Below are 15,216 nucleotides of genomic sequence, written 5' to 3'. Positions count from 1 at the left end.
AAACGATCTGCTGTCAAGCCGGGTGTGCCCTGGGGTTGTCCCGGTACCCCAGTTGACGAGCCCGCGCGCGCTGGCAAGAATCAGTGACATGCAAAGCCTGATACCGAAGATCGAGTCCCAGCTTTCCACTTTGTCGGTTCCCATCACGCTGCAACTGCCAGATGGTCGGCGAGTTGCCAAGCCTGGCTCACGCGTGACGCTTGCTTTCAACGAATGGTCGGCGCTCGCCAAGCTTGCAGGGCGCCAGATCGGTGCCATCGGCGAGGCCTACGTCGAGGGTCGTGTCCAGATCGAGGGTGCGATGCGCGACCTGTTCGGCGCGGCGGTCGGCCTCCTGCCGGGCAATCCTGCCGAGACCAACACGAGCTGGTGGAGTCGTCTGCAGCGGCGTGCCAAGTCGCGCGGCGCGCACTCCCTGGGCAGGGATGCGGCGCAGGTCCAGTTTCACTACGACGTCTCCGACGACTTCTACGCGTTGTGGCTCGATCCGCGCCGCGTGTATTCGTGCGCCTATTTCCGTGACGCGGGCATGACACTCGCCGAGGCGCAGGAGGCCAAGCTCGACCACATCTGCCGCAAGCTCTTGCTGAAGCCCGGCGAGCGGTTCCTCGACATCGGCTCGGGCTGGGGCGCGCTCCTGATGTGGGCCGCCGAGCACTACGGGGTGGATGCGACCGGCATCACGCTGTCCAAGAACCAGCATGCGCACGTGCAGCGGCTGATCGAGGAGAAGGGTCTGCAAGGCCGCGTCCGCGTCGAACTGCGCGACTACCGCCAGCTCGACGAAGCCAAGCCCTTCGACAAGATTTCATCGGTGGGCATGTTCGAGCATGTCGGCAGCGCCAACATGCCGACCTATTTCCGGAAGATCCATTCGCTGCTGAAGCCCGGCGGCCTGGTTTTGAACCACGGCATCACGTCCGGGCAACTCAACTACCACCAGCTCGGCGCCGGCATGGGGGACTTCATCGAGAAGTACATCTTCCCCGGCGGCGAACTCCTGCATGTGACGCACGTGCTGCGCGAGACGGCCGCTGCGGGGCTCGAGATGGTCGACACCGAGAACCTGCGCCCGCACTACGCGCGCACGCTCTGGGCTTGGTCCGACTCGCTCGATGCGCAGCTCGACACGGCGCGCGAAGTCCTGAAGCGCGGGGGAGGGCGGCAGGAAGAGAACGCCGAGCGCATCCTGCGCGCCTATCGCCTCTATCTGGCGGGTTCAGCCATGAGCTTCGAGCAGGGCTGGATCTCGTTGCACCAGATGCTGTCCACCAAGCGGGACGGCAACGTGGAAGCCAGGACGCTGCGCGGCGCGCAATCGGAGTACCCTTTCGTCCGGGATTACATCTACAAGTGAGGCTCCATGCTGTATCGATTCAACTCTCGGGCGACGCCCCCTTTCGTGATGCTCGAAGTCCATGCTCGGCAGCTGTTCGACATCATCGGCAAGGAGCCGGCGCCGCAGGGTGTCGTCACCATCGAGCAGATGCCCGCCGCCATTTCGGCGCTGGAGGCAGCCATGGCGCGTGAGGGAAAGAACGCCCACAACGCCGATAACTATGCGGTCGAGGGCCACGACGAGGATGCCGAGAAGCAGCACATCGGGCTGCGGCAGCGTGGGCAGCCTTTGCTGCACATGCTCAAGGAGTCCCTTGCCGACGGCAAGGACGTGACCTGGAGTGTTTGACTCGCCCCCAGGTTGGCTCACTTCGTGTAGCCGCCCACCCCCTCGCCGGGGGCAACACCAGCGGCCCGGCGGAGCCGGTTCCGCGGTATTTCTGGGATGGGGCCGGGGCTGATTTAGTCGACTTTGGCGCCGGATGCTTTCACGACTGCGGCCCACTTGACGTGTTCGCTTTCGATGAGCTTCGCGAATTCGGCGGGGGTATTGCCGCTGGGGATGGCGCCTTGGGCAACCATCTTTTCCTTGAGGGCGGGGGTGGCGAGGGCCTTGGCGACTTCGTGCTGGATGCGGTTGATGATGTCCGGGGAGGTGCCGGCCGGGGCGAGCAGGCCGAACCATGAACTGGCCTCGTAGCCCTTGAGCATGGGGCCGCCGACTTCTTCAACGGTGGGCACGTCGGGGAGCGCCGGGGAACGCTGTGAACTGGTCACCGCGAGTGCCTTGAGCTTGCCGCTCTTGATCTGCTGCATGGAAGACGGCAGGTTGTCGAACATGACGTCGGCGTTGCCGCCCACCAGGTCCATCAGCGCAGGGCCCGATCCGCGGTAAGGGATGTGGATCATGTAGCTGCCCGTCATGCTCTTGAAAAGCTCGCCGGCCAGATGGATGGACGTGCCGCTGCCGCTCGATGCCATGTTGAGCTTGCCGGGGTTCGCCTTGGCGTACTTGACGAAGTCGGCGACGTTGTTGATGTTCAGCGCCTTCGCCTTGTCGACGTTCATTTCCATCACGTTCGGCACCGCCGCGACCAGGGTGATGGGAGCGAAGTCCTTGATGGGATCGAAGGGCAGCTTGGGGTAGAGCGCGCGGTTGATGCCATGAGTGCCCACTGTGCCCATCAGCAGCGTATAGCCATCGTTGGGCGACTTCGCCACGATCTCGGCGCCGACGTTGCCGCCGGCGCCCGCCCGGTTGTCGACGATGAACTGCTGGCCAAAAGCCTTCGAGAGTTCGGGCGCGACGGCGCGCGCGAGGATGTCGGTGGTGCCGCCCGGCGCGAAGGGCACCACGATGCGCACGGGCTTGGTGGGCCAGGCGGTGTCCGCGGCGGCGGGGCCGGCGATAGCGATAAGCGCCGCGCTCGCGACAAGGGTCAGGGCGCCGCGGCGGGCGAGAGAGAAGAGGGGCATTCGCGTGTTCCTTTGAATCCGGTTTTTACAGTCGAAGCGCGCCCGTCGTCGCGGGTGGAAACCCCGTGCGACCGGCGCTGCTCCCGGCCACCGAGGCGATCAGCTTGTCGAGCGTGGCGTCCAGTCGCTGCAACTCGTCAGCGCCAACGCCTGCGAACAACTCGGCCTCGCGTTCGTGAGCCTGCACGACGACCGTGGCATACAGCGCCTTGCCGACGCTGCTCAGGAAGAGCCGGCTGCGCCGCAGGTCGGTCGGATCCTCGTGGCGGTGCAGGCGCTTGTTGCGTTGCAGACCCGCCAGCGCGCGGCTGACGGCCATCTTGTCGAGCCCGGTGAGGTCGGCGACCTGGGTGGCCGTGAGTCCCGGCTGCGCACCCAGCACGGCCATGGCGCGCCATTCGTTCAGCGTGAGCTGGTGCTGTCGGCCGACGCGCTGCTGGAACGGCCTCGCCGTGAGGTTGACGACGCGGACCAGCTTGAAGAAGACCGAGTCCCCCGTTGCCGGGACCTGCGGTCCCTTGGGCGCGGTTGCGTCCACGTCAGTGTCGGCGTTCATCCCCGCAACGTCCTGGCCGCGTTCACGATCTGATCGACGCTCACGCGCGATTGGGCTTCCAGCACCGGCGCGTAGCCGACGGGAATACGCGGCGCGCCCAGGCGGGCGATGCGGCAGCCGGTCGCTTCGGCCGCCGTCGCCGCGATCTCCGCGCCGAAGCCCGCGGCTTGCACGGCCTCGTGAACCACCAACAGGCGCCCGGTGCGTCCGCACGATGCAAGCACGGCCTCGCGGTCCCAGGGCCACAGCGTGCGAAGGTCGATGAGGTCGACGTCGATGCCTTCCGCCGCCAGCCTGTCGCAGGCGGCGATGCAGGCATGCATCTGGCGGCTCCAGCTGACCAGCGTCAGCGTGTTGCCGCGGCGCAAGTGCGCGGCCTTGCCAAGCGGCACCTCCTGCGTCACGTCGACAGGGCCCCGTGTACCCCACAGCGTCTTGTGCTCGATGTAGACCACCGGATCACCGCACTGCATGGCGGCGCGCAGGAGCGCGTAGTTGTCCTGCGGCGTGGACGGGCTCACCACGACCACGCCGGGCAGGTGCGCGAACCAGGCCTCCAGCGATTGCGAATGCTGCGCTGCCGAGGCGTCCCAGATGCCGCCCGGCATGCGCGCCACCAGCGGCACGCGGCCTTGGCCGCCGAACATGAAGCGGTTCTTGGCGGCCTGGTTCACGAGTTCGTCCATGCCGCAGAGCGCAAAGTCGACCACGCGCATCTCGACCATCGGGCGCAGGCCCGCGAGCGCCATGCCGACGCCGGCGCCCATGATCGCGGCTTCGGAAATCGGCGTGTCGATCACGCGCTCGTGGCCGAATTCGTCCTGAAGGCCCTTGTATTGGCCGAAGATGCCGCCGCGGCCAACGTCTTCGCCGAGCACCACGACGCGCGGGTCGGCTTGCATCTCGCGCCGCACCGCGAGCACCGCGGCCTCTGCGTAGCTGAGTTCCTGGACGGCTGGCGATGCGACAGGGCGGTCCCGGGCGATGTCGTTGCTCATGTCCATTGACCGGCTCCGGTGGTCTGCACGTCGGTGAATGCGGTGGAAGGCTCCGGCCACGGTGCCGCGTCGGCGGCCGCGAGCGCGGCCTCGACTTCCGCATGCGCCTCGTCTTCGATGGTGTCGAGCACCAAGCCGTCGATGCCGTCATCGATCAGACGGCCCCGTGCATGCGCGATCGGGTCGGTTTCGAGCGCCGCGGCCAGTTCGGCCGGGTCGCGGTAGGCGGCGGGATCGACCGACACGTGGCCCTTCACCCGGTAGGTCAGTGCGTGCAGCATCCGCGGCCCCTTTCCTGCGCGTACTTCGGCGATCAACTTTCCCGCCGCCGTGTGCACCTTGAATACGTCGTTGCCGTCGACCTGCGTCGCGGCGATGTCCATGGCTTCGGCGCGCGCCGAAGCACCGTCGCCGGCCGTCATCGGGCCGCTGGCCGTGGTGGCGCTCCAGCGGTTGTCTTCGCAGACGAAAAGCACCGGCAACTCATACACGCGGGCCCAGTTGAGCGCTTCGAGAAAGGGCCCGCGATTGATCGCGCCGTCGCCGAAGAAGCAGACAGTGATCGCGTCCTTCTGCAGCAGCTTCTGCGCGTGCGCCGCGCCGACCGCGATCGGCAGACCGGCCGCCACGACGCCGTTTGCGCCCAGCATGCCGACCGAGAAGTCAGCGATGTGCATGGAGCCACCCTTGCCGCCGTTGAAGCCGGTCGCCTTGCCGAAAAGCTCGTCCATCATGCGGCCCAGGTTCGCGCCCTTGGCCAGCGTGTGGCCGTGGCCGCGATGGGTCGAGGTGAGGTAGTCGGCGGCGGTCAGATGCGCGCAGACACCGGCCGGAACCGCCTCCTGGCCGGTGGACAGGTGGAGCGGCCCGCGCACCTTGGCGGCGCCGGCGGCCTGCTGGCCATAGGCACTCACGCCGCCCTGGCTTGCGGCCTCCGCGGCATTTTCGAACGCGCGGATGCGCACCATCGTTCGGTAGAGCGCGGCGCTCGCCGCAACGGAAATCTCGGTCTCCATATGTTCTCCAGCGCACACAGGGCGTGCGTTTCAGCCGAAATCGTATCGCTCGTGACGAATCGCGATGTAGCGCATTTACCCGCAGGGATAGTCCCGATGGCCGCCGAATCCGTGGGCTGCGATAGTTAGTTCGGCACTCGAACTAACTCGAGCCAATGAACCATCACAGCCTGGAGACATGCCCATGAAGCTCGCCCGCACCCTGACCACCCTGGCCTTCGGCCTGACCGCCATCGGCGCTTGCGCCCAGACCGTGGTGGGCGTCAGCTGGTCCAATTTCCAGGAGGAGCGCTGGAAGACGGACGAGGCGGCCATGAAGGCGCAGCTCGAGAAACTCGGCGCGAAGTACATCAGCGCCGACGCGGGCGGCTCCCCCGAAAAGCAGCTTGGCGACATCGAGGGCCTGATGTCGAAGGGAGCGAAAGCCCTGATCGTGCTGGCCATGGACAAGGACGCCATCCTGCCGGCGGTCAACAAGGCCCTGAAGCAGAAGGTGCCTGTGGTCGCCTATGACCGCCTGATCGAAACGCCCGGCGTTTTCTACATCACCTTCGACAACGTCGAGGTCGGCCGCATGCAGGCACGCGCGGTCTACAAGATTCAGCCCAAGGGCAACTACGTGATGATCAAGGGCTCGCCCACCGACCCGAACGCCAACTTCCTGCGCTCGGGCCAGCAGGAGGTGATCGCCGATGCGGTGAAGAAGGGCGACATCAAGATCGTCGGCGACGAGTACACCGACGGTTGGAAGCCCGAGGTCGCGCAGAAGAACATGGAGCAGATCCTCACGAAGGCCGGCAACAAGGTCGACGCGGTGGTGGCTTCCAATGACGGCACGGCAGGCGGCGCGGTGGCCGCGCTCACGGCGAAGGGCATTCGCGGTATTCCGGTGTCGGGGCAGGATGCCGACTTCGCTGCGCTCAATCGCGTCGCACACGGTACTCAGACCGTCACGGTGTGGAAGGACGCGCGCGAACTCGGCCGCGAAGCCGCTTCCGCCGCCGTCGCGCTGGCACAAGGCAAGCCCGCCGAGAAGGCGGCCGACTGGAGCGGCGGCGAGAAGAAGGTCGCCATCTCCTCGCGCTTCCTCACGCCGGTGCCGATCACGCGCGACAACCTCGATGTCGTCGTGAAGGCCGGCTGGATCAAGAAGGATGAGCTCTGCAAGGGCGTCCCGGCCGACAAGGCCCCCGCGGCATGCAAGTGACGCGATGAGTTCCCCTGGGTGGTGGCGCCGGACCGGCGTCGACCTCCGGCTGCTGCTCATGTGCTTGCTGCTGGTGGTGATGGCGATCGTGTTCAACCTGCTCTCGGGCGGGGTGTTTCTCTCGCCCGAAAATCTCTACAACATCGCGCAGCAGACGGCGGTGGTCGGCATCGTGTCCACCGTGATGGTGCTGATCATCGTGGCACGCCACATCGACCTGTCGGTGGGCTCGGTGATGGGCTTCGTCGGCGTGCTGGTGGCGTATCTGCAATACACGTCCGGCTGGTCGTGGCCGGCGGCGAGCCTGGCCGGACTGGCGGTGGCGTTGCTGGTGTCGCTGTACCAGGGCGGCCTCACGGCGGTGCTGGGCGTGCCGTCTTTCGTGGTCACGCTGGGTGGCCTGATGTCGTTCCGGGGCGCGGCCTTTCTCGTCGCGGACGGCAAGACGCAACCGGTCAATGACGAGTTCTTCCAGCGGCTGGGCGGCGGCTACGACGGCGGCATCGGCACGACGGCGACGTGGGTGCTGGTGGTGGTCGTGGGCGTCATTTTTTTTGCGCGCATGTGGCAGAAGCGTCGTGCGCGGCAGCGTCACGAGATGCCGGTGGAACCCCTCTGGATGGACCTGCTGCTGACGGCCGTGCCCGTTCTCGTCGTCTTCGCCTTCGCGGCGACGATGAACAACTACCAGATCTCGTCGAAGACGGAAGCGCAAGGCATGCCGATCCCGGTGTTGATCTGGGCCGCAGTGGCGGTGGTGCTGTCCTTCATCGTGCATCGGACGCGGTTCGGTCGCTATGTTTTCGCGATGGGCGGCAACCCGGATGCGGCGGCGCTGGTCGGCATTCCGGTCAAGCGCGTGACGCTGATGCTCTTTGCGCTGCTTGCGGTCCTGGTGACCATCGCCGCGATCGTTTCCATCGCCCGTCTCAACGCCGGCACCAACTCGCTGGGCACCGGCATGGAGCTCTACGTCATCGCGGCGGCCGTCATCGGCGGCACCGCGCTGGCCGGCGGCAGCGGCTCCATCTTCGGTTCGGTGCTCGGCGCGCTGATCATGCAGTCGCTGGACAGCGGCATGCTGCTGCTGGATGTGCCCATCGGCAAGCGCATGGTGATCATCGGACAGGTGCTGATCGTCGCCGTGGTCTTCGACGTGCTCTACCGCAAGAAATTCGGGGAGAACTAGATGACCACGAACCCACCCCTGGTCGAACTGCGCGACATTCACAAGGCCTTCGGCGGCGTGAAGGCCGTCGACGGTGTCAGCGTCAACCTCCATCCCGGCGAAGTGGTCGCGCTGCTCGGCCACAACGGCGCGGGCAAGTCCACGCTCATGAAGATGCTCGCGGGCGCCTATCCGATCGATTCCGGCGAGACGTTGATCGCGGGCGAGAAGGTCAACATCCGCACGCCTTCGGAAGCGCAGGCACAAGGCATCGAGACCATCTACCAGACGCTGGCGCTGGCCGACAACCTCGACTCGGTCGCCAATCTCTTCCTCGGCCGCGAAAAGCTCACGCCCTGGCGCACGCTGGACGACCACTTCATGGAAGGACAGGCGCGCAAGGTGTTCCAGCGCCTGAACAAGAACTTCACCAACATCCGCGTGCCGGTGCGGCGCCTTTCGGGCGGGCAGCGGCAGGTCGTGGCGATCTCGCGGGCGCTGTACTTCAACGCCCGCATCCTGATCATGGACGAACCCTGTGCGGCCCTCGGTCCCGAGGAGACAGCGATGGTCGGTGCGCTGGTGAAGCAACTCAAGGCCGATGGCGTCGGCATCTTCCTGATCACGCACGACATGCCTGACGTATTCGGGCTGAGCGATCGTCTCGCGGTGATGAAGAACGGCCGATTGGTCGGCACCTACCGCACGGCAGACGTGACCGAAGACGAAGTGCTCGGGATGATCATTGCCGGCAAGCGGCCGGAGGGCAAAGAGCAGGCGCACAGGTGACAACGAGCGGGGTGAGTCCGTGACCACGATCGGCGACCAGCAACTGGTCAAGCGCATCAACCGCAGCGTGTTGCTGCGCCTGGTGCGAGCGCAGCCGGGTCTCTCGCGCGCCCGGCTGGCGGTGGAGAGCGGCCTCACCAAATCGACCGTGAGCCTGCTGGTGCGCGAGCTGCTCGAAGACGGCTGGCTCGACGAGGCCGGCGCGCCGGTGGTCGATGGCCTCGGGCGCCCGTCGACGCCGCTGCGCATCAACGTCGGCGTGCGCGCGTTGATCGGCGTGGAGATTGCGATCGAGATCGTGCGCGTCGTGTGCGTCTCGCTGCAAGGCGATGTGCTCCATGCCGATGCGCAGTCGCTCGACGACCACGCGCCGCCGGCGGTCTGCGCGCAAGTCGCGCGCATGGTGGCGGCCGCGCACCGTCATCTGCTGGCGTCGGGACTTCGGCCATCGGGCATCGGTGTGGGTGTTCCGGGCGCCGTGCACGACGCAACCGGCGTGGTGCGATTCGCGCCCAACCTCGGCTGGCGCAACGTCAGCCTGCTGCCGGGGCTCACCGGGGCACTTGCCAGCGAGGGCGTTTCGGGCATCGCCGTGCAGTTGCAGAACGACGCCGATGCGGCGGTGCTGGGCGAGTTCGAGTTCTCGCCGGGCGAGGGCGAGGACCCGCTGATCTATGTGAGCTGCGACGTCGGTGTCGGTGCCGGCATCGTGCTGAATGACCGGCTGTTCATCGGTGCACAAGGCATGGCCGGCGAGATCGGGCATACGGTGCTGCAGATCGATGGACCGCGGTGCTCGTGCGGTCGGAAGGGGTGCGCGGAAGTCTTCCTGAGCTCGCGTGTGCTGGACCGCGGTGCCGCTGAACGAGAGCGTGCCGCGGGCTTCCTGGGCGTGCTGCTCCAGAACCTGTGGGTCACTTTCGAGCCGCGTGCGATCGTCGTGGGCGGCAAGTCGTGCCAGGCGCATCCCGAGTTCCTGCGCGGCGCGATCGAGACGGTGAAGCGCTATGCCGAAAGCGCGGGCATCCCTCCGCCGGTCGTGCGCGGCGTGCGCTATGGCGAATGGACGCCGGCGATCGGCGCCGCGGCGCTTGCGTTGCATGAATACCTGCGGCCGCTGCATCCGAACTCCGAAGCGAGGCGCGAACGTGCTTCGGCGGCCTGATTCGAAGGCGAGGGCGGCCTAACCGGATCAGCGTCCCGTCAATCGGCGTAGACGCCGGCAGCCTTGATGATGGGACTCCATTTGGCGATCTCGGCCGCCACGAACTTCTTGTGGCCTTCGGGTTCGATCCTGCCATCGGTCGCCACCACGGCGCCCAGGCCCTCCTGTTTCTTGACGAAGTCAGGGTCCTTCAGCGCAACCTTGAGCGCATCGTTGAGCTTCTTCGTGACCCCCGCCGGCGTTCCCTTCGGTGCGTAGAGGCCGTGCCAGATGGTGACCTGGAAGTCCTTCAGCCCCGATTCCTGAAGGGTCGGCAGATCCTTCAGCAACGGCGTGGTCAGGCGCTTGTCGGTGGTGACGGCGAAGGCTTTCACCTTCTTGGCTTCGATCTGCGGCGAGGTGTTCGTCGTCTGGTCGCACAGCAGGTCGATCTGGCCGCCGATCAGGTCGGTGATGGCGGGCGCCGTGCCCTTGTAAGGCACGGGCGTCATCTCGGTCTTCATGGCGCTCTGGTAGAGCAGGCCGCACAGGTGCGAGGCCGAGCCGACACCGGCGTTGCCGAGATTGATCTTGCCCTTGTTGGCCACGATCCAGGCGGTCAGTTCCTTGTAGTTGTTCGCCTGCATGCTCGGCTTGGAGATCAGGGTCATCGGCACATCGTTGACGATGCCGAGGTACTCGAAATCGGTCTCGACCTTGAACGGCACGTTGCGCACCAGCGTCGGGACGGTCGACATGGCGATGTGATTGAGCAAAAGCGTGTAGCCGTCCGGCGCTGCGCGCGCCACCTTGGTCGCGCCGATCGAGCTGCCGGCGCCGGGCACGTTGTCGATCACGATGCTCACTCCCCCCAGCGGCTTGCGCAGGGCTTCGGCGAGATCCCGCGCGACACGGTCGGTCGGGCCGCCGGCGGCAAAGGGCACCACGATGCTGATGGGCTTGCTGCCAGGGTAATCCTGGGCGTGAACGCCCGCGACAGCTGCGGCAATGGCCGTGAAAGCGAGCAATTTCTTCATGATCATTCCAAGTTGAAAACGCGGCGATCTTATCGGCTGACCAGAACCTGACTCATCCCGGATTGCCCTTAGGGAAGCAGGAAATGCCTGCGCCGCGCCCGCACGCTGCGCGACACGGCGGCGCATGCAAAAATTCCAGGCCTCGCCCTGCAGATTCCTCGCCCCAGCCGACCGATGCCCGAAAGCCCGCAACCGCTAGAGACCGCCATCGAGTTGCTGCGAGCGGCGAGGCGCATCGTCGTTTTCTCGGGCGCGGGCCTGTCGAAGGCGTCCGGCATCCCGACCTACCGCGACGCCGACGGCCTCTGGATGAACCAGAACGCCGTCCAGTTCTCGCATGCCGACGATCTGGCGCGTGATCCGGCCGGTTTCACGCGGTTCTGGGCGCAACGGCTTGCGGTCGCCGAGGGCGCCAAGCCCAATCCCGGGCACCTGGCCCTGGCGCGATTGCAGCGCCTGCGCCCGGCGACGCGGCTCATTACGCAGAACGTCGACGGCTTGCTGACACTGGCCGGCGGTGTCGACGTGCTCGAACTGCACGGTTCTCTGCGCCGGTGGCGCTGCGACCATTGCGGCAATCGGCGCGGTCCCTGGCTGTTGCACCGGTGCAAGCGCTGTGGGTCGCGCGCCCGGCCGGACGTCGTCATGTTCGGCGAGATGCTGAACGATGGCGTGCTGCTCGACGCCCGGACGGCCGCGCAGGAAAGCGACGCTTTCATCGTCGTCGGCAGCACGGCCGTGGTCTACCCGGCCGCCGACCTGCCGCTGGAAGCCATGGCGCACGGCGGCAAGCTCATCACGCTCAACATGGAGCCGCTGCGCCTCGACGCGGCCGCCAGCGCGGTCTTGCGAGGTCCGGCGGAAGATCTCCTGCCGAAGCTGGTCGCGGGCGTCGACTACGCCAGCACCACCCTCGGAAAATAGAACGACACCACCCAGTTCGGCACGTCGACGATCGAGCTGATGCGAAGGTCCGCGCACACGCTGCACAGCATGTAGGCGTCGAGCGGGTCGTAGCCGTAACGGCGACTCAGGAGTTCGATCATTTCCGACACCGCCATGCGGGCGCCCGCCATGAGATCGGGTCCGATGCCGGTCGTGACCTCGTAGCCGTGCGTGTCGAAATGCCGGCTGACCGGTCCCGGCGTGACATAGCGCGGTGAGCGCAGCCGGGCGTCCTTCACCAGTTCGAACTTGAGCGCCACATCGATCGGACTCTCGATCGCCGTGCCGCAGACTTCGCCGTCGCCCTGCGCCGCATGCGTGTCGCCCACGGAGAAGAGGGCGCCCTCGACCTCGATCGGAAGGTAGAGCTCGGTTCCTTCCGCGATGTCGCGGGCATCCATGTTGCCGCCGACGTTGCGCGGCGGAATGATGCTGTGCAAGCCCGGTTCCGCAGGTGCGACGCCGATCGTCCCGGTGAACGGCTTCAAGGGCACGCGGCCGCCGGGCCCGTACATCGCGGGCGTCAGGCCGGGGTCGTAATTCCAGTGATGGAGCCTCGCGTTCGGGAATTGGTCGGTGAGCAGCCCGAAGCCGGGAATGTTCGCAGTCCAGCCCCAGCCCGAGGGCCGCAGCGACAGCACGGTGACCTTGAGCGCATCGCCCGGCTTGGCACCGTCGATGTACACCGGCCCCGTGACCGGATTCACGTGCGCGAGGTCGAGCTTCTCGACATCGGCGGACGTTGATGTGCGCGTGAGTTGGCCGGAGGACGCGTCGAGCGTCTCGAACTGCACCGTCTCGCCCGGCGCGATCGTCAGGCAGGGCGGGAAGGCGTTGTTCCACCCGTGATGGATGTGCTTCCTGTGGATGGTGTGCTGCGTGGCGAGTTCGCTCATGGCCAGCGCTCCTAGACGGCCACCGTCAGCGCGCCGTCGATGACCAGGTTGGTGCCGGAGACCCGGCTGGCGGCCGGGCTCGAAATGAACACCACGCCGCGCGCCACTTCGTCGGCGGTGCCGAACTTGCCGGTGGGATTGACCTTGAGCGTCGACGCGAAAAGGTCGGGCATATTCTTCTCGGCGCTTTGCCAGAAGCCACCGTCGAAGTAGGTGTTGCCCGGCGAGACGCAGTTCACGCGGATGCCTTTGCCGGCAAGCTGCCGGCTCAGGCCCTTGGCGTAGTGGATGAGCGCCGCCTTGGTTGCGCCGTAGGAGCCTGCAGCGAAGTCGACCTCGAAACCGGAGACGCTCGAGATCAGCACGATCGAGCCGCAGTCGGATTTCTCCAGGAACGGCACGGCGGCGGCCACGGCATTGACCGTATGCATCATGTCGGTGCGGAACGATTTTTCCCAGGACTCCGCGTTGTCTCCGACCGCCAGTGCGCTCACGTTGCAGACCAGGGCGTCGATACCGCCCAGAATGCCGGCGCTGGCGGTGATCCATGCGCTCAGCGCCGGGCCGTCGGCCACGTCCAGCGCGCGACCGAAGGATTTGACGCCCTTGGCCTGCAGGGCGCCGGCAGCTTCGCCCACCTCGTCTTCCTTGCGCGCGCAGATCGCGATGTCGGCGCCCTCGTCGGCGAAACATTCGGCGATCGCCCTGCCGATTCCCCGACTGCCGCCTGTCACGACAGCGCGCTTGCCCTTGAGACCGAGATCCATGACCACTCTCCTTTGAGGGATGGGGGCATGCATTCTGAGCGTCCGCCGCGGCGCTGTAAATGTCGGCACGGGCGTCGGGTGCATTCACTTGTGACGGCCGTGCGGGCCGCGCAGAATGGAAACGCTTGCCCCTTCCGGAGAAGACGACTCATGAAAACAGTGGCTGAAATCCTCAAGGCCAAAGGCGATTCGACGGTCTATTCCATCGAGCCCTCGGCCTCGGTCCTTGATGCTGTCAAGCGAATGGCAGAGAAGAACGTCGGCGCACTCCTCGTCATGGAGGGCGACCGCATCGTCGGCGTGGTGACGGAGCGCGACTACGCGCGCAAGGTCGTCCTGCTGGCCCGCTCGTCGAAGGACACGCCGCTGCGCGACGTGATGACCTCGGCGGTGATCTACGTACGACCGAGCCAGACCAGCGAAGAATGCATGGCGCTCATGACCGAGAACCGGGTGCGTCACCTGCCGGTCATGGACGAAGACAAGCTGGTGGGGCTGATCTCGATCGGCGACATCGTGAAGGGGATCATCTCGGAGCAGAACTTCATCATCGAGCAGTTGCAGCACTACATTGCCGGAGAACCCCGCTGATTCGGCGGTGACCGGAATGCCCCTGACGCCCGAAGACCTCGAACGCATCGAAGCACTCACGCTCGCGCACTACGACGGACAGGCCGAGGATTTCTGGGCAGGCACGCGCGGCCACGACGTGAGCCAGAACATCGCGGCCTTGCTGCAGTACATCGAGGCCCCGCCGCCTTTCGAGATCCTGGATTTCGGCTGCGGCCCTGGCCGCGACCTGCGGACCTTCAGGCAACTCGGTCATGTCGCAGTCGGCCTCGATGGCGCCGCGCAGTTCGCGGAGATGGCGCGTTCCTACAGCGGTTGCGAGGTGTGGCAACAGAACTTCCTGTCCCTGGACCTCCCGGGCAGCCGGTTCGACGGCGTGTTCGCGAATGCATCGCTGTTCCACGTGCCTGCTCAGGAGTTGCCGCGCGTGCTCGCGGAATTGCGCGAGACGCTCAAACCCGGCGGTGTGCTGTTCAGCTCCAATCCTCGCGGCGAGGGGCAGGAAGGCTGGCGCGGAGAGCGCTATGGCGCCTTTCACGACCTTGAAGGCTGGCGCAGACTCATGACGGCGGCGGGTTTCGTCGAACTTGCGCACTACTACCGGCCGATCGGCGTGCCCTTCGAGCAGCAGCCGTGGCTGGCGAGTGTGTGGCGCAAGCCGCTCAGTCCGCCCTCTCGCCGCCCTTGAAGCCAAGTTCGCCAGGACCGCGGGCCAGCAGTTGGCGCAGCCGGTTCCGAAGTGCTGGAACCGGCTGGACGAGGTGGGTGGCGTCCCATTGCCGGTACACCTCCCTTTCCCTGTCGAGACACTGGCCGAGCGCCGAGAGGTTGCGCTCGTTGTACGCCCAAGTGCCCCGGACCACGAAGTTGCCCGGTATTTCCGAGTCGGGCATGGGCGAGATCGTCACCCCTTCCGCACCCATGGCCTGCAAGAGCGCGGAGCGAGCGCCGGCCACTTGCATTCCGTCTCCGTGCATCTCGATTTCGCGGCTCAGCACATAGCTCACGGCCTGCAGGCCCTGGAAATGCTCGGCCAGGAACGCGGTCGTTTCCAGCAGCACCAGGGGGCCGAAATTCCGCTTCTGGTCTTTCACGAACTGCGAGGGAACGAAGCGCCCGAGGAACACTTCCGTCCCATCGCGGCTGACGATCACGGGATCGAGCGTTCCAAGGTGGATGTTCCCGTCATGAACCTGCATGGCTTCGCCGAGTTCGTAGTCTTTTCCGTGTCGTCCGGTTATTCGAAGTCTCTCAAAGGTCATCGTTTCATCGAGCTGCGCCTTCGGTTGAAGGCGTATCGAGGATGCCA

Annotated in this window: 17 protein-coding genes; 9 read left to right on the top strand and 8 right to left on the bottom strand. The window is 66.2% G+C overall.

The annotated features are described in order from the left end of the window. Positions 1 to 88: 88 nt before the first annotated feature. Complete coding sequence (locus tag AC1DN9_RS07730; protein WP_478098871.1) at positions 89 to 1,357, top strand: class I SAM-dependent methyltransferase; 1,269 nt, start codon at positions 89 to 91, stop codon at positions 1,355 to 1,357. Between the two features lie 6 nt (positions 1,358 to 1,363). Next, complete coding sequence (locus AC1DN9_RS07725) at positions 1,364 to 1,687, top strand: DUF1840 domain-containing protein (RefSeq protein ID WP_478098870.1); 324 nt, start codon at positions 1,364 to 1,366, stop codon at positions 1,685 to 1,687. A gap of 113 nt (positions 1,688 to 1,800) precedes the next feature. Here the strand turns inward: AC1DN9_RS07725 and AC1DN9_RS07720 are convergent, their stop codons facing one another. From AC1DN9_RS07720 to AC1DN9_RS07705, 4 genes are read right to left on the bottom strand one after another with little or no spacing between them, the layout of a single operon-like run. Next, complete coding sequence (locus AC1DN9_RS07720) at positions 1,801 to 2,814, bottom strand: Bug family tripartite tricarboxylate transporter substrate binding protein (protein ID WP_478098868.1); 1,014 nt, start codon at positions 2,812 to 2,814, stop codon at positions 1,801 to 1,803. 25 nt (positions 2,815 to 2,839) lie between these two features. Then, positions 2,840 to 3,370 carry a MarR family winged helix-turn-helix transcriptional regulator gene (locus AC1DN9_RS07715; RefSeq protein WP_478098867.1) on the bottom strand — a complete coding sequence of 177 codons (531 nt, stop codon included), beginning with the start codon at positions 3,368 to 3,370 and terminating at the stop codon, positions 2,840 to 2,842. After that, positions 3,367 to 4,374 (bottom strand): alpha-ketoacid dehydrogenase subunit beta, encoded by a 1,008-nt coding sequence (locus AC1DN9_RS07710; RefSeq protein ID WP_478098866.1) that lies wholly within the window; start codon positions 4,372 to 4,374, stop codon positions 3,367 to 3,369. The genes AC1DN9_RS07715 and AC1DN9_RS07710 overlap by 4 nt, the downstream gene beginning before the upstream one ends. After that, positions 4,365 to 5,384 carry a thiamine pyrophosphate-dependent dehydrogenase E1 component subunit alpha gene (locus tag AC1DN9_RS07705; protein WP_478098863.1) on the bottom strand — a complete coding sequence of 340 codons (1,020 nt, stop codon included), beginning with the start codon at positions 5,382 to 5,384 and terminating at the stop codon, positions 4,365 to 4,367. Before AC1DN9_RS07705 ends, AC1DN9_RS07710 begins: the two co-directional genes overlap by 10 nt. 184 nt (positions 5,385 to 5,568) lie before the next feature. Between AC1DN9_RS07705 and xylF the strand changes: the two genes are divergently transcribed. Genes xylF through AC1DN9_RS07685 form a run of 4 tightly spaced genes read left to right on the top strand, consistent with a single transcriptional unit; the run spans position 5,569 to position 9,713 of the window. Further along, positions 5,569 to 6,591 carry a D-xylose ABC transporter substrate-binding protein gene (gene xylF, locus AC1DN9_RS07700; protein WP_478098862.1) on the top strand — a complete coding sequence of 341 codons (1,023 nt, stop codon included), beginning with the start codon at positions 5,569 to 5,571 and terminating at the stop codon, positions 6,589 to 6,591. A 4-nt stretch (positions 6,592 to 6,595) separates the two neighbouring features. Further along, positions 6,596 to 7,780, top strand: coding sequence for a sugar ABC transporter permease (locus tag AC1DN9_RS07695; protein WP_478098860.1), 1,185 nt, complete (start codon positions 6,596 to 6,598; stop codon positions 7,778 to 7,780). Next, the gene (locus tag AC1DN9_RS07690) at positions 7,781 to 8,548 is read left to right on the top strand and encodes an ATP-binding cassette domain-containing protein (RefSeq protein ID WP_478098859.1); all 768 of its coding nucleotides are present in this window, start codon (positions 7,781 to 7,783) and stop codon (positions 8,546 to 8,548) included. 19 nt (positions 8,549 to 8,567) lie between these two features. After that, positions 8,568 to 9,713 (top strand): ROK family transcriptional regulator, encoded by a 1,146-nt coding sequence (locus AC1DN9_RS07685; RefSeq protein ID WP_478098857.1) that lies wholly within the window; start codon positions 8,568 to 8,570, stop codon positions 9,711 to 9,713. Between the two features lie 38 nt (positions 9,714 to 9,751). Here the strand turns inward: AC1DN9_RS07685 and AC1DN9_RS07680 are convergent, their stop codons facing one another. Continuing rightward, the gene (locus tag AC1DN9_RS07680) at positions 9,752 to 10,729 is read right to left on the bottom strand and encodes a tripartite tricarboxylate transporter substrate-binding protein (protein ID WP_478098856.1); all 978 of its coding nucleotides are present in this window, start codon (positions 10,727 to 10,729) and stop codon (positions 9,752 to 9,754) included. A gap of 174 nt (positions 10,730 to 10,903) precedes the next feature. On the opposite strand from AC1DN9_RS07680, the gene AC1DN9_RS07675 reads away from it, so the two are divergent. After that, complete coding sequence (locus tag AC1DN9_RS07675) at positions 10,904 to 11,653, top strand: SIR2 family NAD-dependent protein deacylase (RefSeq protein WP_478098855.1); 750 nt, start codon at positions 10,904 to 10,906, stop codon at positions 11,651 to 11,653. On the opposite strand, the gene AC1DN9_RS07670 is transcribed toward AC1DN9_RS07675, so the two are convergent. Both AC1DN9_RS07670 and AC1DN9_RS07665 read right to left on the bottom strand, forming a co-directional pair. Then, positions 11,626 to 12,570, bottom strand: a complete 945-nt coding sequence (locus tag AC1DN9_RS07670) for an acetamidase/formamidase family protein (RefSeq protein WP_478098853.1) — start codon at positions 12,568 to 12,570, stop codon at positions 11,626 to 11,628. The two genes, AC1DN9_RS07675 and AC1DN9_RS07670, sit on opposite strands and share 28 nt — an antisense overlap. Positions 12,571 to 12,581: 11 nt before the next feature. After that, complete coding sequence (locus AC1DN9_RS07665; protein WP_478098852.1) at positions 12,582 to 13,337, bottom strand: SDR family NAD(P)-dependent oxidoreductase; 756 nt, start codon at positions 13,335 to 13,337, stop codon at positions 12,582 to 12,584. A 150-nt stretch (positions 13,338 to 13,487) separates the two neighbouring features. Here AC1DN9_RS07665 and AC1DN9_RS07660 point away from each other — a divergent pair, with 150 nt between their 5' ends. Both AC1DN9_RS07660 and AC1DN9_RS07655 read left to right on the top strand, forming a co-directional pair. Then, positions 13,488 to 13,928: a CBS domain-containing protein gene (locus AC1DN9_RS07660; protein WP_478098851.1), complete on the top strand. Its 441-nt coding sequence runs from the start codon at positions 13,488 to 13,490 to the stop codon at positions 13,926 to 13,928. Positions 13,929 to 13,944: 16 nt separating this feature from the next. Further along, positions 13,945 to 14,595, top strand: coding sequence for a class I SAM-dependent methyltransferase (locus tag AC1DN9_RS07655; RefSeq protein ID WP_478098849.1), 651 nt, complete (start codon positions 13,945 to 13,947; stop codon positions 14,593 to 14,595). Here the strand turns inward: AC1DN9_RS07655 and AC1DN9_RS07650 are convergent. Beyond that, entirely contained in the window at positions 14,570 to 15,106 is a 537-nt protein-coding gene (locus AC1DN9_RS07650; protein WP_478098847.1) for a hypothetical protein, read from the bottom strand. The genes AC1DN9_RS07655 and AC1DN9_RS07650 overlap by 26 nt on opposite strands. Positions 15,107 to 15,216 lie beyond the last annotated feature (110 nt).

This window comes from Variovorax sp. 05L425 (assembly GCF_056397705.1).
Note: the sequence above shows the minus strand (reverse complement) of the source record. Positions and strands in the feature narration are given on the sequence as shown.